Annotated in this window: 24 protein-coding genes; 4 read left to right on the top strand and 20 right to left on the bottom strand. The window is 68.6% G+C overall.

The window, feature by feature from the left end:
• Positions 1–2: 2 nt before the first annotated feature.
• The 12 genes from rplN to rpsJ all read right to left on the bottom strand — a co-directional run bounded on the left by rplN (position 3) and on the right by rpsJ (position 5,870).
• Positions 3–371, bottom strand: a complete 369-nt coding sequence (gene rplN / locus AC1DT4_RS17765) for a 50S ribosomal protein L14 (protein ID WP_028045058.1) — start codon at positions 369–371, stop codon at positions 3–5.
• Between the two features lie 146 nt (positions 372–517).
• Entirely contained in the window at positions 518–811 is a 294-nt protein-coding gene (gene rpsQ / locus AC1DT4_RS17760) for a 30S ribosomal protein S17 (protein WP_477091098.1), read from the bottom strand.
• Positions 812–816: 5 nt separating this feature from the next.
• Positions 817–1,056, bottom strand: coding sequence for a 50S ribosomal protein L29 (gene rpmC / locus AC1DT4_RS17755; RefSeq protein WP_055912162.1), 240 nt, complete (start codon positions 1,054–1,056; stop codon positions 817–819).
• Complete coding sequence (gene rplP / locus AC1DT4_RS17750; protein ID WP_055912160.1) at positions 1,056–1,472, bottom strand: 50S ribosomal protein L16; 417 nt, start codon at positions 1,470–1,472, stop codon at positions 1,056–1,058. Before rplP ends, rpmC begins: the two co-directional genes overlap by 1 nt.
• A 3-nt stretch (positions 1,473–1,475) precedes the next feature.
• Positions 1,476–2,306 carry a 30S ribosomal protein S3 gene (gene rpsC / locus AC1DT4_RS17745; protein ID WP_477091097.1) on the bottom strand — a complete coding sequence of 277 codons (831 nt, stop codon included), beginning with the start codon at positions 2,304–2,306 and terminating at the stop codon, positions 1,476–1,478.
• Positions 2,306–2,674 carry a 50S ribosomal protein L22 gene (gene rplV, locus AC1DT4_RS17740; protein ID WP_055912156.1) on the bottom strand — a complete coding sequence of 123 codons (369 nt, stop codon included), beginning with the start codon at positions 2,672–2,674 and terminating at the stop codon, positions 2,306–2,308. Before rplV ends, rpsC begins: the two co-directional genes overlap by 1 nt.
• Before the next feature lie 56 nt (positions 2,675–2,730).
• Complete coding sequence (gene rpsS / locus AC1DT4_RS17735) at positions 2,731–3,012, bottom strand: 30S ribosomal protein S19 (protein ID WP_028045064.1); 282 nt, start codon at positions 3,010–3,012, stop codon at positions 2,731–2,733.
• Between the two features lie 12 nt (positions 3,013–3,024).
• Positions 3,025–3,864: a 50S ribosomal protein L2 gene (rplB, locus tag AC1DT4_RS17730; RefSeq protein ID WP_477091096.1), complete on the bottom strand. Its 840-nt coding sequence runs from the start codon at positions 3,862–3,864 to the stop codon at positions 3,025–3,027.
• Between the two features lie 18 nt (positions 3,865–3,882).
• Positions 3,883–4,185 carry a 50S ribosomal protein L23 gene (gene rplW, locus AC1DT4_RS17725; protein WP_456826472.1) on the bottom strand — a complete coding sequence of 101 codons (303 nt, stop codon included), beginning with the start codon at positions 4,183–4,185 and terminating at the stop codon, positions 3,883–3,885.
• Positions 4,182–4,877 carry a 50S ribosomal protein L4 gene (rplD, locus tag AC1DT4_RS17720; protein ID WP_477091095.1) on the bottom strand — a complete coding sequence of 232 codons (696 nt, stop codon included), beginning with the start codon at positions 4,875–4,877 and terminating at the stop codon, positions 4,182–4,184. Before rplD ends, rplW begins: the two co-directional genes overlap by 4 nt.
• Positions 4,878–4,879: 2 nt before the next feature.
• On the bottom strand, positions 4,880–5,539 hold the full coding sequence (rplC, locus tag AC1DT4_RS17715) for a 50S ribosomal protein L3 (protein ID WP_477091094.1): 660 nt from the start codon (positions 5,537–5,539) through the stop codon (positions 4,880–4,882).
• 22 nt (positions 5,540–5,561) lie between these two features.
• On the bottom strand, positions 5,562–5,870 hold the full coding sequence (rpsJ, locus tag AC1DT4_RS17710) for a 30S ribosomal protein S10 (protein ID WP_013117879.1): 309 nt from the start codon (positions 5,868–5,870) through the stop codon (positions 5,562–5,564).
• A 371-nt stretch (positions 5,871–6,241) separates the two neighbouring features.
• Here rpsJ and AC1DT4_RS17705 point away from each other — a divergent pair, with 371 nt between their 5' ends.
• The gene (locus tag AC1DT4_RS17705; protein ID WP_477091093.1) at positions 6,242–6,637 is read left to right on the top strand and encodes a hypothetical protein; all 396 of its coding nucleotides are present in this window, start codon (positions 6,242–6,244) and stop codon (positions 6,635–6,637) included.
• A 106-nt stretch (positions 6,638–6,743) separates the two neighbouring features.
• Here AC1DT4_RS17705 and tuf read toward each other — a convergent pair whose 3' ends face one another.
• The 4 genes from tuf to rpsL all read right to left on the bottom strand — a co-directional run bounded on the left by tuf (position 6,744) and on the right by rpsL (position 11,096).
• Complete coding sequence (gene tuf, locus AC1DT4_RS17700; RefSeq protein WP_028045070.1) at positions 6,744–7,937, bottom strand: elongation factor Tu; 1,194 nt, start codon at positions 7,935–7,937, stop codon at positions 6,744–6,746.
• 125 nt (positions 7,938–8,062) lie between these two features.
• Positions 8,063–10,165, bottom strand: coding sequence for an elongation factor G (fusA, locus tag AC1DT4_RS17695; protein WP_477091092.1), 2,103 nt, complete (start codon positions 10,163–10,165; stop codon positions 8,063–8,065).
• An 89-nt stretch (positions 10,166–10,254) separates the two neighbouring features.
• Entirely contained in the window at positions 10,255–10,725 is a 471-nt protein-coding gene (rpsG, locus tag AC1DT4_RS17690; RefSeq protein ID WP_028045072.1) for a 30S ribosomal protein S7, read from the bottom strand.
• On the bottom strand, positions 10,725–11,096 hold the full coding sequence (gene rpsL, locus AC1DT4_RS17685) for a 30S ribosomal protein S12 (protein ID WP_013770160.1): 372 nt from the start codon (positions 11,094–11,096) through the stop codon (positions 10,725–10,727). Before rpsL ends, rpsG begins: the two co-directional genes overlap by 1 nt.
• 419 nt (positions 11,097–11,515) lie before the next feature.
• Here rpsL and AC1DT4_RS17680 point away from each other — a divergent pair, with 419 nt between their 5' ends.
• Positions 11,516–12,358, top strand: a complete 843-nt coding sequence (locus AC1DT4_RS17680; protein WP_477091091.1) for a PhzF family phenazine biosynthesis protein — start codon at positions 11,516–11,518, stop codon at positions 12,356–12,358.
• A gap of 56 nt (positions 12,359–12,414) precedes the next feature.
• Here the strand turns inward: AC1DT4_RS17680 and AC1DT4_RS17675 are convergent, their stop codons facing one another.
• The 4 genes from AC1DT4_RS17675 to rplJ form a co-directional block, all read right to left on the bottom strand.
• Entirely contained in the window at positions 12,415–16,284 is a 3,870-nt protein-coding gene (locus AC1DT4_RS17675) for a DNA-directed RNA polymerase subunit beta' (RefSeq protein WP_477091090.1), read from the bottom strand.
• A 107-nt stretch (positions 16,285–16,391) separates the two neighbouring features.
• A complete protein-coding gene (gene rpoB, locus AC1DT4_RS17670; protein ID WP_477091089.1) occupies positions 16,392–19,898 on the bottom strand; it encodes a DNA-directed RNA polymerase subunit beta in 3,507 nt (1,168 codons plus the stop codon).
• 484 nt (positions 19,899–20,382) lie between these two features.
• The gene (rplL, locus tag AC1DT4_RS17665) at positions 20,383–20,772 is read right to left on the bottom strand and encodes a 50S ribosomal protein L7/L12 (protein ID WP_477091088.1); all 390 of its coding nucleotides are present in this window, start codon (positions 20,770–20,772) and stop codon (positions 20,383–20,385) included.
• Between the two features lie 83 nt (positions 20,773–20,855).
• Positions 20,856–21,389 carry a 50S ribosomal protein L10 gene (gene rplJ / locus AC1DT4_RS17660; protein WP_477091087.1) on the bottom strand — a complete coding sequence of 178 codons (534 nt, stop codon included), beginning with the start codon at positions 21,387–21,389 and terminating at the stop codon, positions 20,856–20,858.
• A 322-nt stretch (positions 21,390–21,711) separates the two neighbouring features.
• Here rplJ and AC1DT4_RS17655 point away from each other — a divergent pair, with 322 nt between their 5' ends.
• Both AC1DT4_RS17655 and AC1DT4_RS17650 read left to right on the top strand, forming a co-directional pair.
• Positions 21,712–22,131, top strand: coding sequence for a DUF4383 domain-containing protein (locus AC1DT4_RS17655; protein WP_477091086.1), 420 nt, complete (start codon positions 21,712–21,714; stop codon positions 22,129–22,131).
• On the top strand, positions 22,128–22,556 hold a 429-nt coding region (locus AC1DT4_RS17650; protein ID WP_477091085.1), incomplete at its 3' end, for a hypothetical protein. The genes AC1DT4_RS17655 and AC1DT4_RS17650, both read left to right, overlap by 4 nt.

Genomic DNA, 22,556 nt, shown 5'->3' with positions numbered 1-22,556 from the left:
GGTCAGAGCACCTCCGGCGCCAGCGAGATGATCTTCATGAACTTCTTGTCGCGCAGCTCGCGGCCCACCGGGCCGAAGATGCGCGTGCCACGGGGCTCCCCGTCGGCCTTGAGGATCACGGCGGCGTTCTCGTCGAACTTGATGTACGAACCGTCCGGACGGCGGCGCTCCTTGCGGGTGCGCACGATGACAGCCTTGACGACGTCGCCCTTCTTGACGTTGCCGCCGGGGATGGCGTCCTTGACGGTGGCGACGATGACGTCACCGATGCCTGCGTAGCGACGGCCGGAGCCGCCGAGCACACGGATGCAGAGGATTTCCTTCGCACCCGTGTTGTCGGCGACACGAAGTCGCGACTCCTGCTGGATCATTACCTACTCCTGTCGTCTGGCGGGTTCTCGGTCCGGATGAGCCGAGCCTGGCCGAACGGATAGTTGCCGTGATGCACACGTTGCGCCGGGTGTCGTCTTGCGAGCGGCACCCGGCGCCCGTGGGCAACTGGGGGTCGTGCTGAGGCTTACTTGGCCTTCTCGAGGACCTCGACCAGGCGCCACCGCTTGGTGGCGCTCAGCGGCCGGGTCTCCATGATGAGCACGAGGTCGCCCACGCCCGCCGAGCCCAGCTCGTCGTGCGCCTTGACCTTGCTCGTCCGCCGGATGACCTTGCCGTAGAGCGGGTGCTTGACCCGGTCCTCGACCTCGACCACGACGGTCTTCTCCATCTTGTCGCTGACCACGTAGCCGCGGCGCGTCTTGCGGTCGCCGCGCTTCTCAGCAACGGCGGTCGTGTTCTCGTTCTTCTCGTCGCTCATCAGACTCACTCGCTCGCGCTCGGGGCGGTACGGATGCCGAGCTCGCGCTCACGCAGGATCGTGTAGATCCGCGCGATGTCGCGACGAACGGCCTTGAGACGCCCGTGGCTCTCGAGCTGGCCGGTCGCCGACTGGAAGCGGAGGTTGAACAGCTCCTCCTTGGACTTCTTCAGCTCGGCGACAAGCTTCTCGTCGTCGAAGGTGTCCAGCTCGCTGGGAGCCAGTTCCTTGGTGCCGATAGTCATCAGTTACCACCCTCGCGAACCACAAAACGTGTCTTCATCGGGAGCTTGTGCTGCGCGCGGCGCATGGCCTCGCGAGCCAGGGGCTCCGGGACGCCGGCGAGCTCGAAGAGAACTCGGCCGGGCTTGACGTTGGCGATCCACCACTCGGGCGAACCCTTGCCGGAACCCATGCGGGTCTCGGCAGGCTTCTTGGTGAGGGGGCGGTCCGGGTAGATGTTGATCCAGACCTTCCCTCCACGCTTGATGTGGCGGGTCATGGCGATACGAGCAGCCTCGATCTGCCGGTTCGTGACGTAGGCGGGCTCGAGAGCCTGGATGCCGTACTCACCGAACGAGATCGCGGTACCACCGGTCGCGGCGCCGGAGCGCCCCGGGTGGTGCTGCTTGCGGTGCTTCAGCCTGCGCGGGATCAGCACGGCTCAGGCCTCCGTTCCGCTGTCAGGGGTCGTCTCCGCCGGAGCGGGAGCGGCCTCGGTGGCCTCCGGGGCGTCCGAGCGGTCGCGACGGGGAGCGCCGGCCCGGGGGCCACGGTCGCTGCGCTCGCCACGGTCCGTCCGCGGGCCACGAGCCGGGCGCGGGGCCTGGGTCGCCTGCTCGCGAGCAAACTCCTTCTCGGTCATGTCGCCCTTGTAGACCCACACCTTGACGCCGATGCGCCCGAAGGTGGTGCGAGCCTCGAAGAAGCCGTAGTCGATGTTCGCGCGGAGCGTGTGCAGAGGCACTCGACCCTCGCGGTAGAACTCCGTGCGGCTCATCTCCGCGCCGCCGAGGCGACCGGAGACCTGCACGCGGATGCCCTTGGCACCGGCGCGCTGGGCCGACTGGATGCCCTTGCGCATGGCACGGCGGAACGAGACGCGGCTCGCCAGCTGCTCGGCGATGCCCTGGGCGACCAGCTGAGCCTCGATCTCGGCGTTCTTGACCTCGAGGATGTTCAGCTGGACCTGCTTGCCCGTGAGCTTCTCGAGCTCGCCGCGGATGCGGTCGGCCTCCGCGCCACGACGCCCGATGACGATGCCCGGGCGGGCGGTGTGGATGTCGACGCGGACGCGGTCACGCGTGCGCTCGATCTCGACCTTGGCGATGCCGGCACGCTCGAGGCCCGTGGCCATGAGCTTGCGGATCTTGACGTCCTCGCCGACGTAGTCGCGGTAGCGCTGACCCGGCTTGGTCGAGTCGGCGAACCAACGCGAGCGGTGGTCGGTCGTGATGCCCAGGCGGTACCCGAGCGGGTTGACTTTCTGTCCCACTATCGGGCCCGTCCCTTCGTCTCGCGCTCAGCGACGACCACGGTGATGTGGCTCGTCCGCTTGAGGATCTGGCTGGCCCGACCCTGCGCTCGCGGACGGAACCGCTTGAGCGTCGGACCCTCGTCGACGAACACCTCGGAGATGTAGAGGTCCGCCTCGTCCAGACGCTCGTTCGACCGCTTGGCGGTCTCCCGAGCGTTGGCGATCGCGCTCTCCACAACCTTGAGCACCGTCTCCCCCGCGGCCTGCGGCGCGAACTTCAGCACCGCCACGGCCTCGCCGGCCTGCTTGCCACGGATGAGGTCCACGACGCGCCGGGCCTTCTGGGGCGTGACGCGGACGAACCGCGCCTTCGCCTTGGCTTCCATTGCTGTCCTGCCTTCTTGTCTCTGCCGGTGAGGGCGTCGCCTGGCTGACCCGGGGGTCAGCGGCGACGACCCTTCCGGTCGTCCTTCTCGTGGCCGCGGAACGTCCGCGTCGGGGCGAACTCGCCGAGCTTGTGCCCGACCATCGACTCCGTCACGAACACCGGGGTGTGCTTGCGTCCGTCGTGCACCGCGAACGTGTGGCCGAGGAAGTCCGGCGTGATGACCGAACGGCGCGACCACGTCTTGATGACGTTCTTCGTGCCGGCGGTGTTCTGGACGTCGACCTTCTTCTGCAGGTGACCGTCGACGAACGGGCCCTTCTTCAGGCTACGTGGCATCTCAGGCTCCTATCAGCGCTTGTTCTTGCCGGTGCGCCGACGGCGCACGATGAGCTTGTCGCTCGGCTTGTTCGGACGACGGGTACGGCCCTCGGCCTGGCCCCACGGGCTGACGGGGTGACGTCCACCGGACGTCTTGCCCTCGCCACCACCGTGCGGGTGGTCGATCGGGTTCATGGCGACACCACGGACGGTCGGGCGCTTGCCCTTCCAGCGCATGCGGCCGGCCTTGCCCCAGTTGATGTTCGACTGCTCGGCGTTGCCCACCTCGCCGATCGTCGCGCGGCAGCGCAGATCGACGTTGCGGATCTCACCGGACGGCATGCGCAGCTGGGCGTAGGGGCCGTCCTTGGCGACGAGCTGCACGGACGCACCAGCCGAGCGGGCGATCTTCGCACCGCCACCGGGCCGCAGCTCGATGGCGTGGATGACCGTACCGGTCGGGATGTTGCGCAGCGGCAGGTTGTTGCCGGGCTTGATGTCGGCGCCGGGGCCGTTCTCGATGCGGTCACCCTGCGACAGCTTGTTCGGCGCGATGATGTAGCGCTTCTCGCCGTCGGCGTAGTGCAGCAGCGCGATGCGGGCGGTGCGGTTGGGGTCGTACTCGATGTGAGCGACCTTGGCCGGCACGCCGTCCTTGTCATGGCGACGGAAGTCGATGACGCGGTACGCACGCTTGTGACCGCCACCCTGGTGGCGCGTGGTGATGCGACCCGTGGAGTTACGGCCGCCCGTCTTGTGGAGGGGACGGACGAGCGACTTCTCCGGAGTGGAGCGCGTGATCTCGACGAAGTCGGCGACGCTGGAGCCACGACGGCCCGGCGTGGTCGGCTTGTACTTGCGGATTCCCATGAGTTCTCAGTCCTTCGCTCAGCCGACCGGACCACCGAAGATGTCGATCGTGCCCTCGCGGAGGGTGACGATCGCACGCTTCGTGTTCTTGCGGCGGCCGATGCCGAAACGGGTCCGACGGGCCTTGCCCTGACGGTTCGCGGTGTTGACCGAGTCGACCTTGACGCCGAAGACCTGCTCGACGGCAATCTTGATCTCGGTCTTGTTCGCCCGCGGGTCGACGAGGAAGGTGTACTTCCCCTCGTCGAGCAGGCCGTAGCTTTTCTCGGAGACGACCGGCGCGATCAGGATGTCGCGCGGGTTCTTGCCGATGTCGGTCACTTCGTCTCCTCCTCGGACTCGGAAGACTCGACGACCGCAGCCACCGCGGAGGCACCCTTGACGGGGCCCGCCAGGAACGCGTCGAGCGCGCCCTGCGTGAACACGACGTCGTCCGAGATCAGGACGTCGTAGGTGTTGAGCTGGTCGGCGACCAGCAGGTGCACCCGCTCGACGTTCCGCAGCGACTTCCACGTGATCTCGTCCTGACGCTCGACGACGACCAGGACGTGCTTGCGCCCCGAGAGGTTGTCGAGCACGGCGAGCGCGGACTTGGTCGAGGGCGCGGTGCCCGGGGCGAAGCCCGAGACGACGTGCACACGGCCGGCGCGAGCGCGGTCCGAGAGAGCACCGCGGAGCGCCGCGGCCTTCATCTTCTTGGGGGTGCGCTGCGAGTAGTCACGCGGGGTGGGGCCGTGGACGACGCCACCACCGGCGAACTGCGGAGCACGCGTCGAACCCTGACGGGCGCGGCCGGTGCCCTTCTGCTTGTACGGCTTGCGCCCACCACCACGGACCTCGCCACGGCTCTTCGTGTCGTGGGTGCCCTGGCGTGCCGCCGCGAGCTGCGCGACGACGACCTGGTGGATCAGCGGGATGTTGGTCTGCACGTCGAAGACGTCCGCGGGCAGGTCGGCCGAGCCGGCCTTCTTGCCCTGGGCGTCGACGACGTCGACAGTCAGCGTGTCACTCATGGTCACGCCCCCTTCACAGCGGAACGCACGACCACGACGCCACCCTTGGGGCCGGGAACGGCACCCTTGACGAGGATGAAACCCCGCTCGACGTCGACCGCGTGCACGGTCAGGTTCTGGGTGGTCTGGCGGTCCACGCCCATGCGACCGGCCATCTTGATGCCCTTGAACACGCGCGACGGCGTCGAAGCGCCACCGATCGAGCCGGGCTTGCGGTGGTTGCGGTGCGCACCGTGCGAGGCGCCGACGCCGTGGAAGCCGTGACGCTTCATGACACCGGCGGTGCCCTTGCCCTTGGTGGTGCCGATGACGTCCACGAGCGCGCCGGCCTCGAAGAGGTCGGCCGTCAGCTCCTGGCCGAGCGTGAACTCGGCAGCGTTCGGCGTGCGGATCTCGGCCACGTGCCGGCGCGGCGTGACGCCGGCCTTCTCGAAGTGGCCCTTCAGCGGCTTGGTGACCTTGCGCGGGTCGATCTGGCCGTGGGCCAGCTGGACCGCGGCGTAGCCGTCAGCGTCAGCGGAGCGCACCTGGGTCACGACGTTCGTGCCGACAGCGACGACGGTGACCGGGACGAGACGACCGTTGTCGTCCCACACCTGGGTCATGCCGAGCTTCGTGCCGATCAAGGCCGTGACGGGGCGCTCGTTCTGCTGGGTAACCATAGAAATCAGTTCCTTCCCAGCGTCAGAGCTTGATCTCGATGTTCACGTCCGCAGGCAGGTCGAGACGCATGAGCGAGTCGACGGCCTTCGGCGTGGGATCGATGATGTCGATGAGCCGCTTGTGAGTACGCATCTCGAAGTGCTCGCGGCTGTCCTTGTACTTGTGGGGCGACCGGATGACGCAGAAGACGTTCTTCTCCGTCGGCAGCGGCACCGGACCCACGACCGACGCACCAGCGCGAGTCACCGTGTCGACGATCTTGCGTGCCGAGCTGTCGATGACCTCGTGGTCGTAGGACTTGAGCCTGATGCGGATCTTCTGTCCCGCCATGGCGCGTCTACTTCTCTCTGTTGGAACCGGCCCGTCCGACCCCCGCACTCGGGCGTGTCGCTTGGCGCGACACACCGTTGCGCTGCGTACCGTTTCCGGCACGAGATCGGTGGTTGTTGTCGGGCGTCAACCACCGGGTCATCCCGGGGTCCAGACGCCGTCCACGTGTGCGAGCCCTGTCGTGTGCCGCGCGCGCTAACGCGCCGCCCTCAACTAGGCAACCTGAACAGTGTGCCAGAGTGCGCGGTGGAACTCCAATCGCCTGGGTCACACCCGGCTCGAGGATCCGCGTGATCTCGCGCACAACGGACCCCGCGCTGTTCCGGCCGATCCGGGCCTGCTGCCGTGGCCGACCCGCTACGGTTCGGCACATGCACCGACTGCCCGCTCGCGCCGCCGGCCTCGCCGCCGTCGTGCTCGTGCTCGCGGCCTGCACGCCGCCCCCGCCGTCCCCGGAGCCGAGCAGCTCCCCCGCGCCGTCGTCGGAGACACCCGTCCCGACGCCGACCCCGACGCCGGCGCCGATAACGACCCCGAGCGCGCCGATGGCCGCGCCGACGCCGTCGTCGACCCTCACGCCCGGCGCAGCCTGCGACCCGGCGGACGGGTTCCCCGACTGCACGGACGCGACCGGTGCGCACGACGGCCGGTTCGTGTACCTCGAGGGCTACGCGCAGTGCGTGGCCGACTTCGGCAGCGACGAGGCGTACGGCCTGTGCACCGACCTCGACGGCGACGGCCGCGCGGGCTACCCCGACTCCGGCTGACGCGCCGCCCGCGCCCCGACCGTGACGGGCTCAGACATGACAGAAGGGCCCGGGAGCCGAAGCTCCCGGGCCCTTCCGTCAGATCAGCTGCCCCGAGGGGCGAGCATCACTTGATGATCTTGATGACCTTGCCCGAGCCGACGGTGCGGCCACCCTCGCGGATGGCGAAGCCGAGGCCCTCCTCCATCGCGATGGGCTGGATGAGGTTCACGTGGATCTCGGTGTTGTCGCCGGGCATGACCATCTCGGTGCCCTCGGGCAGCGTGATGACGCCGGTGACGTCGGTGGTGCGGAAGTAGAACTGGGGGCGGTAGTTCCCGTAGAACGGGTTGTGACGGCCACCCTCGTCCTTGGCCAGGATGTAGACCTGGCCCTCGAACTCGGTGTGCGGCGTGATCGAGCCGGGCTTGACGACGACCTGGCCGCGCTCGACCTCCTCGCGCTTCGTGCCACGCAGGAGCAGACCGACGTTCTCGCCGGCCTCGGCGTAGTCGAGCAGCTTGCGGAACATCTCGACGCCGGTGACCGTGGTCTTGATCGCCTTCTCCTTGATGCCGACGATCTCCACCTCCTCGTTCACCTTGAGCTTGCCGCGCTCCACGCGACCGGTGACGACGGTGCCACGACCGGTGATCGTGAAGACGTCCTCGATCGGCATGAGGAACGGCTTGTCGATGTCGCGCACCGGGTCCGGCACGTTCTCGTCGACAGCCTCGAGCAGGTCCTCGACGGACTTGACCCAGACCGGGTCGCCCTCGAGCGCCTTCAGGCCGGAGACGCGCACGACGGGGACGTCGTCGCCGTCGAAGCCCTGGGCCGAGAGGAGCTCGCGCACCTCGACCTCGACGAGCTCCAGGATCTCCTCGTCGTCGACCATGTCGGTCTTGTTCAGCGCGACGAGCAGGTAGGGCACGCCGACCTGACGGGCGAGCAGGACGTGCTCACGCGTCTGGGCCATCGGGCCGTCGGTCGCCGCCACCACGAGGATGGCGCCGTCCATCTGCGCCGCACCCGTGATCATGTTCTTGATGTAGTCCGCGTGACCCGGAGCGTCGACGTGAGCGTAGTGACGCTTCTCCGTCTGGTACTCCACGTGCGCGATGTTGATGGTGATGCCGCGCTGCTTCTCCTCAGGGGCCTTGTCGATCTCGTCGAAAGGCGTGAAGGGGTTCAGGTCGGGGTACTTGTCGTGCAGCACCTTCGAGATGGCAGCGGTCAGCGTCGTCTTGCCGTGGTCGACGTGGCCGATGGTGCCGATGTTGACGTGCGGCTTCGTCCGCTCGAACTTCGCCTTGCCCACTGGGTGTCCTCCTCAGGACTTGGTAGAGATTGGCCGACGTACTGCGGCTACCGGACGGTAGCCGCTTGACGCGGCGTCCTACGGGTCGGTTTGTGTGATGGAACTACAGGGTTCGACCTGTGGGACTACTCGCCCCGGGTCTTCTTGATGATTTCCTCGGCAACGTTCCGAGGAACCTCGGCGTAGCTGTCGAACTGCATCGAGTACACCGCGCGACCCTGGGTCTTCGACCGCAGGTCACCGACGTACCCGAACATCTCGGAGAGAGGAACCTGGGCGCGGATGACCTTCACGCCGGTTGCGTCCTCCATGGACTGGATCATGCCGCGGCGCGAGTTGATGTCGCCGATGACGTCACCCATGTACTCCTCGGGAGTACGGACCTCGACGGCCATGACCGGCTCCAGCAGAACCGGGTCGGCCTTGCGGACCGCTTCCTTGAGGATCATCGAGCCCGCGATCTTGAACGCCATCTCCGAGGAGTCGACGTCGTGCGCGGCACCGTCGAGCAGGATCGCCTTGACGCCCACGAGCGGGAAGCCCGCGAGGACGCCGAGCTGCATCGCGCTCTGGATGCCGGCGTCGACCGACGGGATGTACTCGCGCGGGATGCGGCCACCGGTGACCTTGTTCGAGAACTCGTACAGCTCGCCCTCGGCGGGGTCCAGCGGCTCGAAGGTCATCTGGACCTTCGCGTACTGGCCCGAGCCACCGGTCTGCTTCTTGTGCACGTAGTCGATCTTCTCGACCGAGCGACGGATCGTCTCGCGGTACGCGACCTGCGGCTTGCCGACGTTGGCCTCGACCTTGAACTCGCGACGCATGCGGTCGACGAGGATGTCGAGGTGGAGCTCGCCCATGCCGCCGATGACGGTCTGGCCGGTCTCCTCGTCGTGCTTGACGCGGAAGGTCGGGTCCTCCTCGGCCAGCTTCTGGATGGCCACGGAGAGCTTCTCCTGGTCACCCTTCGTCTTCGGCTCGATGGCGACGTCGATGACCGGCTCGGGGAACGTCATCGACTCGAGCACCACGGGGTGGGCCGGGTCGCACAGGGTGTCCCCCGTGGTGACGTCCTTGAGACCGATGAACGCGTAGATGTGGCCGGCCGTGGCGTCCTCGACCGGGTTCTCCTTGTTGGAGTGCATCTGGAAGAGCTTCCCGATGCGCTCCTTCTTGTTCTTGGTCGAGTTGAGCACCTGAGCGCCCTGCGCCACCTTGCCCGAGTACACCCGGACGTAGGTGAGCTTGCCGAAGAACGGGTGCGAGGCGACCTTGAACGCGAGGGCCGAGAACGGCTCCGTCGAGTCCGGGTGGCGCTCGACGACGAGCTCGGGGTCCTTCATGTCGTGGCCCTCGACCGCCGGGACGTCCAGGGGCGTCGGCAGGTAGTCGATGACGGCGTCGAGCATGGGCTGGACGCCCTTGTTCTTGAACGCCGAGCCGCACAGGACCGGGTAGGCCTGCGACTTGACCGTGAGGTGACGGATGCCGGCCTTGATCTCGGCGATCGTCAGCTCCTCGCCACCGAGGAACTTCTCGAGCAGCTCGTCGTCCGTCTCGGCGACGGCCTCGAGCAGCTCGGCACGGTACTGGTCAGCCTTCTCGACCAGGTCGGCCGGGATGTCCTCGACCTCGTACTTCTCGCCCAGCGCGGTCTCGCCGCGCCACACGAGGGCACGCATGGTGACCAGGTCGACGACGCCGATGAAGTCGTTCTCGGAGCCGATGGGCAGCTGGATGACCAGCGGCTTGGCCTTGAGGCGGTTCACGATCGTGTCGACGGTGAAGTAGAAGTCCGCGCCGAGCTTGTCCATCTTGTTGACGAAGCAGATGCGCGGGACGTCGTACTTGTCGGCCTGACGCCAGACGGTCTCCGACTGGGGCTCCACGCCCTCCTTGCCGTCGAAGACGGCAACGGCACCGTCGAGGACGCGCAGCGAGCGCTCGACCTCGACCGTGAAGTCCACGTGGCCCGGGGTGTCGATGATGTTGATCTGGTTGTCGTGCCAGTAGCAGGTCGTCGCGGCGGACGTGATCGTGATGCCGCGCTCCTGCTCCTGCTCCATCCAGTCCATCGTCGACGCGCCGTCGTGCGTCTCACCGATCTTGTAGTTGACCCCGGTGTAGAACAGGATCCGCTCGGTGGTCGTCGTCTTGCCGGCATCGATGTGAGCCATGATGCCGATGTTGCGGACCTTCGTGAGGTCCGTCAGCACATCCAGTGCCACGTGAGTTGCCCCTTGTCGGTTGGCTTGGGTGGCGCCACCGGTCCGGCCCGAGGATCGGACCGGCGGCGCAGCGCCCGTGGGTGCCGGGATTACCAGCGGTAGTGCGCGAAGGCCTTGTTGGACTCGGCCATCTTGTGCATGTCCTCGCGACGCTTGACCGCGGCACCGAGGCCGTTGGACGCGTCGAGGATCTCGTTCATGAGGCGCTCCGTCATCGTCTTCTCGCGGCGAGCGCGCGAGTAGTCGGTGAGCCAGCGCAGCGCGAGGGTGGTCTGACGGACCGGGCGCACCTCGACGGGGACCTGGTAGGTCGCACCACCGACGCGGCGCGAGCGCACCTCGAGCGACGGGCGGACGTTGTCCAGCGCGCGCTTGAGCACGACGACCGGGTCGCCCTGCGTCTTCTCACGGACACCCTCGAGGGCGCCGTAGACGATGTGCTCCGCGACGGACTTCTTGCCGTCGAGCAGGACCTTGTTGATCAGCTGCGTGACGACCGGGGACCCGTAGACGGGGTCGATGACGAGCGGCCGCTTGGGGGCCGGACCCTTGCGAGGCATCAGCCCACCTTCTTCGCGCCGTAGCGGCTGCGCGCCTGCTTACGGTTCTTGACGCCCTGCGTGTCGAGGGCGCCACGGACGATCTTGTACCGGACGCCCGGGAGGTCCTTCACACGGCCACCGCGCACGAGCACGATCGAGTGCTCCTGCAGGTTGTGACCGACACCCGGGATGTACGCGGTGACCTCGACCTGGCTCGAGAGGCGGACGCGCGCGACCTTGCGGAGCGCGGAGTTCGGCTTCTTCGGGGTCGTGGTGTAGACGCGGGTGCACACACCGCGTCGCTGGGGGGAGCCCTTGAGGGCAGGCGTCTTCGACTTGTTCGTCTTCGCCTGCCGGCCCTTGCGGACCAGCTGCTGGATCGTAGGCACTACGTCTCCGTCTGTTGGATGAATCTCTGGTCGACCGGCACCCGTCACCCTGGACGGCCGGCATGGTCGGGGTTCGTCGCCCGTCGCGCGACTACCCCGGAGGTCGTACGTCCCGCACCGACCCCCGCACCCGGGCGTGTCGCCCCGGTCCTCCGCACCGCGTTCCGCAAGGTTGCCTTGACGGAGAGACGGCGCGGTGGGGGAAACCACCCGATGCTCCCGGACCCGCCGATCCCAGAACAGGAGGCGTCCACCGAGTGCATGCGCGAGAGCCCGACGGCGCGGGCACGGTGTCCTACGTTACCCGGCGCCCGGAAGGGCGTCAAAGCGGCAGGAGCCGCGGGCAGCGTGACATGGGGTACAACTGCGCGACCGTCCGAATTCATCCCGCCGCCGCCGACGGCGGGTAGAACGGTCCGGTGGACCTCCTGCGCTACGCCGCCTTCACCACCGATCCCGCCGGCGGCAACCCGGCCGGCGTCGTGCTCGACGCGGCGGGGATGCCGGACGACGAGCTGCAGCGGATCGCCGCCGACGTCGGCTACTCCGAGACCGCGTTCCTGCTCCCGACCGCCGACCCGCGCGCGTTCGACGTGCGGTACTTCAGCCCGCTCGCCGAGGTGCCGTTCTGCGGGCACGCGACGATCGCCGCCGCGGTCGCGCTCGCCGAGCGCGGGACGTCCGGCGTCGCCCGGCTCGCGACGGCCGCAGGACCGGTCGAGGTGCGCACGTCCCAGGACCTCGCGGGCCGGTTCGTCGCGACGCTGGTCAGTGTCCCCCCGCGCACGGTCCCGCTCGCCGACGACGACCGCGACGAGCTGCTCGCGTCGTTGCGCTGGGCCGCGGACGAGCTCGATCCCCTGCTCCCGCTCCGGGTGGCGTTCGCGGGAGCCTGGCACCCCGTCGTCGCTGTTCGCACGCGGCAGCGCCTGACCGACCTGGACTACGACGTCGACCGCCTCGGCGCCCTCATGGCCGCGCGCGGCTGGACGACCGTGGACCTCGTGCACCGCGAGGCCCCGGACCTGTTCCACGCCCGCAACCCGTTCCCGCCCGGCGGGCAGTGGGAGGACCCGGCCACCGGCGCGGCCGCGGCGGCGCTCGGCGGGTACCTGCGCGAGCTGGGGCTGGTGGAGACCCCCACGACGGTCACCGTGCACCAGGGCGACGACCTCGGCCGACCCGGGCTGCTCACGGTGACGATCCCCCGCGACGCCACCTCGGGCATCGAGGTGTCGGGCACAGCGGTGCAGATCCCCTGAGCACGCCGCAGGGGGCCCACCGTGACGGTGAGCCCCCTGCGGGTGGTGCGGATCGATCAGCGGTAGTCGCCGAAGTCGATGTCCTCGAGCGGGATCGCCTCGCCGGAGCCGAGGCCCAGGGCGGGGAAGTCGATCTCGTCGTAGCCGAAGGTCGGGTACAGCTCGGCCTTCGCCTCCTCGGTGGGCTCGACCGCGATGTTGCCGTAGCGGGGCAGACCCGTGCCGGCCGGGATGAGCTTGCCGAGGATGACGTTCTCCTTGAGGCCGAGCAGCGGGTCGGAACGACCCGACATCGCGGCCTCGGTGAGCACCCGGGTGGTCTCCTGGAAGGAGGCCGCCGACAGCCACGAGTCCGTCGCGAGCGACGCCTTCGTGATGCCCATGAGCTCCGGACGGCCCGAGGCCGGCTGGCCGCCCTCGGACACCGCAGCGCGGTTCGCGTCCTCGAAGCGCCCACGCTCGGCGAGCTCGCCGGGCAGCAGGTCGGTGGTGCCGGAGTCGAGGACCGTCACGCGACGCAGCATCTGCCGCACGATGACCTCGATGTGCTTGTCGTGGATGTCCACGCCCTGCGACGAGTAGACGACCTGCACCTCGTCGACCAGGTGCTTCTGCGTCGCACGCGGGCCGAGGATGCGCAGGACCTTCTTCGGGTCGACCGCACCCTGGACCAGCTGGGTGCCGACGGAGACGTGGTCGCCGTCCGAGACCAGCAGGCGCGAGCGCTTGGTGATCGGGTAGGCGATCTCCTCCGAGCCGTCGTCCGGCGTGAGGACGAGGCGACGCGAACGGTCACCCTCCTCGACCGCGATGCGGCCCGAGAACTCCGCGATGGGCGCCTCACCCTTGGGGGTGCGGGCCTCGAAGAGCTCCTGGACACGCGGCAGACCCTGCGTGATGTCGTCGGCCGACGCCACACCACCGGTGTGGAAGGTACGCATCGTCAGCTGCGTGCCGGGCTCACCGATCGACTGGGCCGCGATGATGCCGACGGCCTCGCCGATGTCGACGAGCTTGCCGGTGGCCAGCGAACGGCCGTAGCAGCGCGCGCAGGTGCCGACGCGGGACTCGCAGGTGAGCACCGAGCGGATCTTGAGCGTGTCGACGCCCGCCTCGAGGAGGCGGTCGAGCAGCACGTCGCCGACGTCGTCACCGGCGTGGCCGATGATCTCGCCGTCGACCTCGATGTCGCTCGCCAGCGTGCGCGAGTAGACGCTCGTCTCGACCTTGTCGTGACGACGCAGGGCGCCGTCCGTACCGGGCACGCCGATCGGCATGGTCAGACCACGCTCGGTGCCGCAGTCGTCCTCACGGACGATGACGTCCTGCGAGACGTCCACCAGACGACGGGTCAGGTAGCCCGAGTCGGCGGTCCGCAGAGCGGTGTCCGCCAGACCCTTGCGGGCACCGTGCGTCGCGATGAAGTACTCGAGGACCGACAGCCCCTCGCGGTAGTTCGACTTGATCGGACGAGGGATGATCTCGCCCTTCGGGTTGGCCACGAGGCCACGCATACCGGCGATCTGGCGGACCTGCATCCAGTTACCACGCGCACCCGAGCCGACCATCTTGTAGACGGTGTTCTGGCGCGGGAAGTTCTCCCGCATCGCGTCGGCGACCTTGTCGGTGGCCTGCGTCCAGATCTCGATGAGCTCCTGGCGACGCTCGTCGTCGGTGATCAGGCCCTTCTCGTACTGGCCCTGCACCTTCGCCGCACGCGCCTCGTGCGCCTCGAGGATGGCCGCCTTGGCCGACGGGGTCGCGACGTCCGAGATGGAGATCGTGACGCCCGAGCGGGTGGCCCAGCGGAAGCCGGCCTCCTTGAGCGCGTCCAGCGAGGCAGCGACCTCGACCTTGGGGTAGCGCTCGGCCAGGTCGTTGACGATGACCGAGAGACGCTTCTTGTCGACGACGCCGTTCTCGTACGGGTAGTCGACCGGCAGCAGCTCGTTGAACAGCGCGCGACCCAGGGTCGTCTCGAAGAGCAGTGCGTCGCCCTCGGTCCAGCCCTCGGGCGCGTCGTCCTCGGTCAGCACCAGGTCGTCGAAGCGGATCTTCACCACGGCGTTGAGGTCCAGGCTGCCCTGGTCGAACGCCATGATCGCCTCGGAGACCGTGCTGAACGCGCGGCCGGCGCCGAGCGCCTCGTCCTTGTCGTTGGTCAGGTGGTACAGACCGATGATCATGTCCTGCGAGGGCATGGTCACCGGACGCCCGTCCGACGGCTTCAGGATGTTGTTGCTCGAGAGCATGAGGATGCGGGCCTCGGCCTGCGCCTCGGCGCTCAGGGGCAGGTGGACGGCCATCTGGTCACCGTCGAAGTCCGCGTTGAACGCGGCGCAGACGAGCGGGTGCAGGTGGATCGCCTTGCCCTCGACCAGCTGGGGCTCGAACGCCTGGATGCCGAGACGGTGCAGCGTGGGTGCGCGGTTGAGCAGCACCGGGTGCTCCGTGATGACCTCCTCGAGCACGTCCCAGACGACGGGACGGGCGCGCTCGACCATGCGCTTGGCCGACTTGATGTTCTGCGCGTGGTTGAGGTCCACGAGGCGCTTCATCACGAACGGCTTGAACAGCTCGAGCGCCATCTGCTTGGGCAGACCGCACTGGTGCAGCTTGAGCTGCGGGCCGACGACGATGACCGAACGGCCCGAGTAGTCGACGCGCTTGCCGAGCAGGTTCTGGCGGAACCGACCCTGCTTGCCCTTGAGCATGTCCGAGATGGACTTGAGCGGGCGGTTGCCCGGACCCGTCACCGGACGGCCGCGGCGGCCGTTGTCGAACAGCGAGTCGACGGCCTCCTGGAGCATCCGCTTCTCGTTGTTGACGATGATCTCGGGCGCGCCGAGGTCGAGCAGCCGCTTGAGGCGGTTGTTCCGGTTGATCACGCGGCGGTACAGGTCGTTCAGGTCCGAGGTGGCGAACCGGCCACCGTCGAGCTGGACCATCGGACGCAGGTCCGGCGGGATGACCGGGACGGCGTCGAGCACCATGCCGGTGGGCGAGTTGGTCGTCGTGAGGAACGCGTTGACGACCTTCAGGCGCTTGAGGGCACGCGTCTTGCGCTGGCCCTTGCCGGTCTTGATGATCTCGCGCAGCGAGTCGGACTCGGCCTCGAGGTCGAACGCCTCGAGACGCTTCTGGATCGCCGCGGCGCCCATCGAGCCCTCGAAGTAGTTGCCGTACCGGTCCTGGAGCTGGCGGTAGAGCATCTCGTCGCCCTCGAGGTCAGCGACCTTGAGGTTCTTGAACCGGTCCCAGACCTGGTCCAGGCGGTCGAGCTCGAGGTCGGCACGCTTGCGCAGCTGAGCCATCTCGCGCTCGGCCGAGTCGCGCACCTTGCGGCGTGCGTCGGCCTTGGCACCCTCGGCCTCCAGCTCGGCCAGGTCGGCCTCGAGCTTGGTGGCGCGGGTGTTGATGTCGTTGTCGCGGCGGTCCGAGATCTCCTTCTTCTCCAGGTCGATCCCGTTCTGGAGGTTGGGGAGGTCCTCGTGCCGGCCGTCGACGTCGACCCAGGTGATCATGTAGGCCGCGAAGTAGATGACCTTCTCGAGGTCCTTCGGGGCGAGGTCGAGCAGGTAGCCGAGCCGCGACGGCACACCCTTGAAGAACCAGATGTGCGTGACGGGCGCGGCGAGCTCGATGTGGCCCATGCGCTCACGACGGACCTTCGAGCGGGTCACCTCGACGCCGCAGCGCTCGCAGATGATGCCCTTGAAGCGCACGCGCTTGTACTTGCCGCAGTAGCACTCCCAGTCCCGGGTGGGACCGAAGATCTTCTCGCAGAACAGGCCATCCTTCTCCGGCTTCAGGGTCCGGTAGTTGATGGTCTCGGGCTTCTTCACCTCACCGTGCGACCAGGCACGGATGTCGTCGGCCGAGGCAAGGCCGATACGCAGCTCGTCGAAGACGTTGACGTCGAGCAAGGGGGGTCCTACTTCCTTCGCTTGCCGGTGTGCACCGGCTGAACGGAAATGTTGCTAAGGGTGCGGGCCCGCCGCCCACCCTTCACGGAAGGGCGGCAGGCTCGACGTCAGATCTCTTCGACGCTGCTGGCGTTCGGGCGCCGCGACAGGTCGATGCCGAGCTCCTCCGCTGCGCGGTAGACCTCGTCGTCGTTCTCCTTCATGTCGATGGAGACGCCGTCCGAGGAGAGCACCTCCACGTTCAGGCAGAGCGACTGCATCTCCTTGAGGAGCACCTTGAAGGACTCCGGGATGCCCGAGTCGGGGATGTTCTCCCCCTTGACGATCGCCTCGTACACCTTGACGCGTCCGGGGACGTCGTCCGACTTGATGGTGAGGAGCTCCTGCAGCGTGTAGGCAGCGCCGTACGCCTCCAGGGCCCAGACCTCCATCTCGCCGAACCGCTGGCCACCGAACTGCGCCTTACCACCCAGCGGCTGCTGCGTGATCATCGAGTACGGACCCGTGGAACGTGCGTGGATCTTGTCGTCGACGAGGTGGTGCAGCTTGAGGATGTACATGTAGCCGACCGCGACAGCCTCGGGGAACGGCTCGCCGGAGCGCCCGTCGAACAGGCGCGCCTTGCCGTCGCCACCCACGGTCCGCTCGCCGTCCCGGTTCGGCAGCGTGGCCGAGAGCAGACCGGTGAGGGTCGTCTCCGGGACACCGTCGAACACGGGCGTCGCGACCGGGTTGCCGGCCGGCGACGACGCGGCGATGGCCGGGACGTCGTCCCGCCACGAGACGTCGCCCTCGGCGAGCTGGATGTCCCAGCCCTGCTTGGCCACCCAGCCGAGGTGCGTCTCGAGAACCTGGCCGACGTTCATGCGGCCGGGCACACCGAGCGGGTTGAGGACGACGTCGACCGCGGTGCCGTCGGCGAGGAACGGCATGTCCTCGACCGGCAGGATCTTGGAGATGACGCCCTTGTTGCCGTGGCGGCCGGCGAGCTTGTCGCCGTCCGTGATCTTGCGGCGCTGCGCGATGTACACGCGGACCAGCTCGTTCACGCCGGCGGGCAGCTCGTCGCCGTCCTCCCGGCTGAACGTGCGGACCTCGATGACCGTGCCGGACTCGCCGTGCGGGACCTTGAGCGACGTGTCGCGGACCTCGCGCGCCTTCTCACCGAAGATCGCACGGAGCAGGCGCTCCTCCGGGGTCAGCTCGGTCTCGCCCTTGGGCGTGACCTTGCCGACGAGGATGTCGCCGGCCGCGACCTCGGCACCGATGCGGATGATGCCGCGCTCGTCCAGGTCCGCGAGGACCTCCTCGGAGACGTTCGGGATGTCCCGAGTGATCTCCTCCGGGCCGAGCTTGGTGTCGCGCGCGTCGACCTCGTGCTCCTCGATGTGGATCGAGGACAGCACGTCGTCCTGCACGAGGCGCTGCGACAGGATGATCGCGTCCTCGTAGTTGTGGCCCTCCCACGACATGAACGCGACCAGCAGGTTGCGGCCGAGCGCGAGCTCGCCCTCGTCCGTGGCCGGGCCGTCGGCGAGCACCGAGTTGACCTCGACGCGGGCGCCCTGGTCGACCAGCACGCGCTGGTTGTACGAGGTGCCCTGGTTCGAGCGACGGAACTTGGCGACGCGGTAGGTCGACGTGGTGGCGTCGTCGTTGGCGACGACGATCAGGTCCGCCGACACCTCGGTGACGACACCCGGCTTCGTCGCGACGATGACGTCGCCCGCGTCGATGGCCGCGCGACGCTCCATGCCGGTGCCCACGAGCGGGGCCTCGGAACGGACCAGCGGGACGGCCTGGCGCTGCATGTTGGCACCCATGAGGGCGCGGTTGGCGTCGTCGTGCTCGAGGAACGGGATCAGGGCCGTGGCCACCGACACCATCTGACGCGGGGAGACGTCCATGTAGTCGACGGCCTCGCCGGCGACGTACTCGATCTCGCCGCCCTTGACGCGGACCAGGACGCGGTCCTCCTCGAAGGCGCCGTTCGCCTTGAGCGGGGCGTTCGCCTGCGCGATGACGTGGCGGTCCTCGTCGTCGGCGGTCAGGTAGTGGACCTCGTCGGAGACCTTGCCCTTGATGACCTTGCGGTAGGGGGTCTCGACGAAGCCGAACGGGTTGATCCGCCCGTACGTGGCGAGCGAGCCGATGAGGCCGATGTTCGGGCCCTCAGGGGTCTCGATCGGGCACATGCGGCCGTAGTGCGACGGGTGGACGTCACGGACCTCCATGCCGGCGCGGTCGCGGGACAGACCACCCGGGCCCAGCGCGGACAGGCGACGCTTGTGCGTCAGGCCCGCGAGCGGGTTGTTCTGGTCCATGAACTGCGACAGCTGCGACGTGCCGAAGAACTCCTTGATCGACGCCACCACGGGGCGGATGTTGATCAGGGTCTGCGGCGTGATCGCCTCGACGTCCTGCGTCGTCATGCGCTCGCGCACGACGCGCTCCATCCGCGACAGGCCCGTGCGGACCTGGTTCTGGATGAGCTCGCCGACCGCGCGGATGCGACGGTTGCCGAAGTGGTCGATGTCGTCCGGCTCGACGCGGATCTCGACGGCCTCGCCGGCACGCGTGCCCGGCAGGGACGGGAGGTCGATGTGCAGCGACGCGAGGTACTTGATGGTGGCGACGACGTCGTCACGCGACAGGACCGAGTCCGCGAGCGGGACGTCCAGGCCGAGCTTCTTGTTCAGCTTGTAGCGGCCGACCTTCGCGAGGTCGTAGCGCTTCGGGTTGAAGTAGAAGTTCTCGATGAGCGCGCGGCCGGCCTCGACCGTGGGCGGCTCGCCCGGGCGGATCTTGCGGTAGAGGTCGAGCAGCGCCTCGTCCTGCGTCTGGACGTGGTCCTTGTCCAGCGTGTCGATAACGGCCGGGTACGCCGCGAACTCCTCGCGGATCTCCGCGTCCGTCATGCCGAGCGCCTTGAGCAGCACCGTGGCGTTCTGCTTGCGCTTGCGGTCGACGCGCACGCCGACGTTGTCGCGCTTGTCGATCTCGAACTCGAGCCAGGCACCGCGGCTCGGGATGACCTTGGCCGTGAGGACGTCCTTGTCGGACGTCTTGTCGGCCGTGCGCTCGAAGTACACGCCGGGCGAACGGACGAGCTGCGAGACGACCACGCGCTCGGTGCCGTTGATGATGAAGGTGCCGCGCTCCGTCATGAGCGGGAAGTCGCCCATGAAGACCGTCTGGCTCTTGATCTCACCGGTGGTGTAGTTGACGAACTCCGCCGTCACGAACAGCGGGGCGGCGAAGGTGAAGTCCTTCTCCTTGCACTCCTCGGCCGTGTACTTCGGCGGCTCGAAGCGGTGCTCGCGGAACGACAGCGACATGGATCCGCCGAAGTCCTCGATGGGCGAGATCTCCTCGAAGATCTCCTCGAGACCAGCGGTCTCGGGAACGTCCTGACGGCCGGCCTCGAGGGCCTTGGCCACACGGCCCTGCCACTTCTCGTTACCGAGCAGCCAGTCGAAGCTCTCCGTCTGCAGACCGAGCAGGTCCGGGACCTCGAGGGGCTCGTGGATCTTGGCGAAAGAGATACGGCGGGATGCGGTGCGGTTCGCGATGGCGTCGGCGGTCGGAGCAGAAGGGGTGCGCGAGGCAGCCAAAAGAGGGGTCCTTCCCAGCGGATCGAGTGCACGCTGCGCTGTCCCTGGCTAGGCGCGATCCCCCGGCCGGCGAGCCTCCGGACGTCGTGTACGAACGACGAGGGTGGGCTCGGGTTATACGGGATCGCGGGCACAGGCCAGCGCAAAGCGCTAGCATACTCGGCCGCGATGGCAAAGTCCACCCGGCATCGACACCCCCGGGAGACCCCCGCCGACATCGACGTGGACCCTGAGGCGTCCGGTACGAACAGGCGGCTCCGCCCGTCCGGCGACGACGTTGTCGCCGCGCACATGGTGGCACACCCGGCGGGCCGACGAAAGCCTGACCCCCGTCCGGCTGTGGACGACGCCGGTGCGGCCACCCGTCCGGCACGCGACGAGGCCCGCGTCCCTCGTCGGGACGCGGGCCTCGTCGGACCAGCTGCGGGAGCGTCGCTCCCCTACCTCCGGCGGATCGGCGCACCGACCCTGCCGGAGGCGGTGATCACTTGAGGGTGACCGTGGCGCCAGCGGCCTCGAGGGTCGCCTTGGCCTTCTCGGCGTTCTCCTTGGTGACACCCTCCAGGACGGCCTTGGGGGCGGCGTCGACGAGGTCCTTGGCCTCCTTCAGACCGAGGGACGTCAGGACGCGCACCTCCTTGATGACCTGGATCTTCTTGTCGCCCGAGGACTCGAGAACGACGTCGAACGAGTCCTTCTCCTCCTCGGCCTCGACCTCGGCAGCGCCACCGGCGCCGGCGGGGGCCGCGACGGCGACCGGAGCGGCAGCGGTGACCTCGAAGGTCTCCTCGAACGCCTTCACGAACTCGGAGAGCTCGATGAGGGAGAGCTCCTTGAACGCGTCGATGAGCTCGGTGGTGGTGAGCTTCGCCATGATGGCGGTTCCTTCCGTTCAGCGCCCGGCGGCCGTGGTGGCCGGCTCGGGCAGGGGATTCTTCAGCGCCTGTGCCGGATGGCTCAGGCTGCGACCTCGGCCGACTCCTCGCGCTTGAGGCGCAGGGCGTCGATGGTGCGCGCGGCCTGGGCGGCGGGCGCCGTGAACAGGTACGCCGCCTGGAAGAGCGACGCCTTGAACACGCCGGCAGCCTTGGCCAGCAGCACCTCGCGGGACTCGAGGTCCGCGAGCTTGGTGACGTCCGCAGCGGTCAGGGTGCGTCCCTCGAGGACACCGCCCTTGATGACCAGTGCGGGGTTCGCCTTGGCGAAGTCACGCAGACCCTTCGCGGCCTCGACCGGGTCACCGGAGACGAAGGCGATCGCCGACGGGCCCGCAAGCACGTCGTCGAGGCCCTCGAGGCCGGCATCCTTGGCCGCGATCGCGGTCAGCGTGTTCTTCACCACGGCGTAGGTTGCGTTGCCGCTGAGCGCCTTGCGCAGCTTCTTGAGCTGCGCAACGGTGAGCCCGCGGTACTCGGTCAGCACGGCCGCGTTGGAGTCACGGAACAGATCCGTGAGCTCTGCGACAGCGGCTGCCTTGTCCGGCCTCGCCATGGCAATCCTTCCGATGGTGGTGCCACCGGTCGTCACGCCCCACGAACGAAAGAGCCCCGCGCAGGCGCGGGGCTCGTCAGGCGGCTCGGCGCGTGCCGAACCTTCCGGGAACTCTCACCTGCGCTGGCCTCCGCTGCTGCGGGACTTCGGGCGGACCGACATGCGCACTGTGTGAGCACGACGGACCGACGACCGGCGGTCTTTGGATGACCCGAGGGTACGTCACCGGCGCGAGGTCCTCCAAATCGGACCCCATCCGGACGGTCCCCGGGTCCGAACCCTCCGTGTCAGCACGTACCCGGACCCCTCACGGAGGCCTCCCATGTCCCAGTCACCGAACCGACTCGTCGGGACGATCTTCGGCGTCGTCTACCTGCTCGTCGGGCTCACCGGCTTCGTCGTCACGGGCGGCGTCTCGTTCGCTGCCACCGAGGGCGAGCCGCTGATCGTGTTCGACGTCAACCCGCTGCACAACATCGTGCACCTGCTCATCGGCGCGGCCCTGCTCATCGCCGCACGCTCCTCGGTGCGCGCGGCCAAGGGCACGAACACGACCGTCGGCGCCGTGTACCTGCTGGTCGGCGTCCTCGGCCTGTTCCTCGTCGGCTCCAGCGCCAACATCCTGGCGCTCAACGGCGCGGACAACGTCCTGCACTTCGCCAGCGCGATCCTGCTGCTCGGCGTCGGCCTCGCCGCCGACAAGAGCCCGCAGCAGGTCGGCGCCGGCACGCGGACGGCGTGACGGTGGCCGTCGCGGTGCGGGCCGAGGAGCCGGCGCTCGGCCCGCCCCGTGCGGCGTTCGACGCCGGCGAGAGCACCCGGGCCTTCGTCGGGCGGACGGGCGCCGCCTACACGGCACTCGGCGGCGGCCTCCTGCTCCTCGCCCTCGGGTCGGAGCACCTGGGGCACCACCTCGCGCTCGGTGTGGCGCTCGTCGCGATCGGCACCGCCGAGCTGGTCTGGGCCGTCCTCGCGCTGCGCGGGCCGGCGCCGTTCCCCCGGGCGGCACTGGCAACCCTGCTGGCCGGCGCCGTCGGCTGGCTGGTCGCAGCCGTGAGCCTCACCGGTGCGCTCGGCCTGGCCGACGTCGCCGCGGCGGGCCTCCAGCTCGGTGCGGCCATGCTCCTCGCGGTCGGGCTGCGGCCCGGCGGCTCGGCGGGGTCCGCC

Source organism: Cellulomonas sp. P4_D11, from assembly GCF_056401915.1.
This window is presented reverse-complemented; position numbering and strand designations above follow the sequence as displayed.

Bases quoted from the DNA above. Each gene is read 5' to 3' on its own strand.
- rplL (WP_477091088.1), bottom strand. From the start codon at position 20,772: ATGGCGAAGCTCACCACCACCGAGCTCATCGACGCGTTCAAGGAGCTC.
- rplV (WP_055912156.1), bottom strand. From the start codon at position 2,674: ATGGAAGCCAAGGCGAAGGCGCGGTTCGTCCGCGTCACGCCCCAGAAG.
- rplB (WP_477091096.1), bottom strand. From the start codon at position 3,864: ATGGGAATCCGCAAGTACAAGCCGACCACGCCGGGCCGTCGTGGCTCC.
- AC1DT4_RS17655 (WP_477091086.1), top strand. From the start codon at position 21,712: ATGTCCCAGTCACCGAACCGACTCGTCGGGACGATCTTCGGCGTCGTC.
- rpsJ (WP_013117879.1), bottom strand. From the start codon at position 5,870: ATGGCGGGACAGAAGATCCGCATCAGGCTCAAGTCCTACGACCACGAG.
- rpmC (WP_055912162.1), bottom strand. From the start codon at position 1,056: ATGACTATCGGCACCAAGGAACTGGCTCCCAGCGAGCTGGACACCTTC.
- rplN (WP_028045058.1), bottom strand. From the start codon at position 371: ATGATCCAGCAGGAGTCGCGACTTCGTGTCGCCGACAACACGGGTGCG.
- rpsS (WP_028045064.1), bottom strand. From the start codon at position 3,012: ATGCCACGTAGCCTGAAGAAGGGCCCGTTCGTCGACGGTCACCTGCAG.
- rplJ (WP_477091087.1), bottom strand. From the start codon at position 21,389: ATGGCGAGGCCGGACAAGGCAGCCGCTGTCGCAGAGCTCACGGATCTG.
- rpsG (WP_028045072.1), bottom strand. From the start codon at position 10,725: ATGCCTCGCAAGGGTCCGGCCCCCAAGCGGCCGCTCGTCATCGACCCC.
- AC1DT4_RS17705 (WP_477091093.1), top strand. From the start codon at position 6,242: ATGCACCGACTGCCCGCTCGCGCCGCCGGCCTCGCCGCCGTCGTGCTC.
- rpsQ (WP_477091098.1), bottom strand. From the start codon at position 811: ATGAGCGACGAGAAGAACGAGAACACGACCGCCGTTGCTGAGAAGCGC.
- rplC (WP_477091094.1), bottom strand. From the start codon at position 5,539: ATGGTTACCCAGCAGAACGAGCGCCCCGTCACGGCCTTGATCGGCACG.
- rplD (WP_477091095.1), bottom strand. From the start codon at position 4,877: ATGAGTGACACGCTGACTGTCGACGTCGTCGACGCCCAGGGCAAGAAG.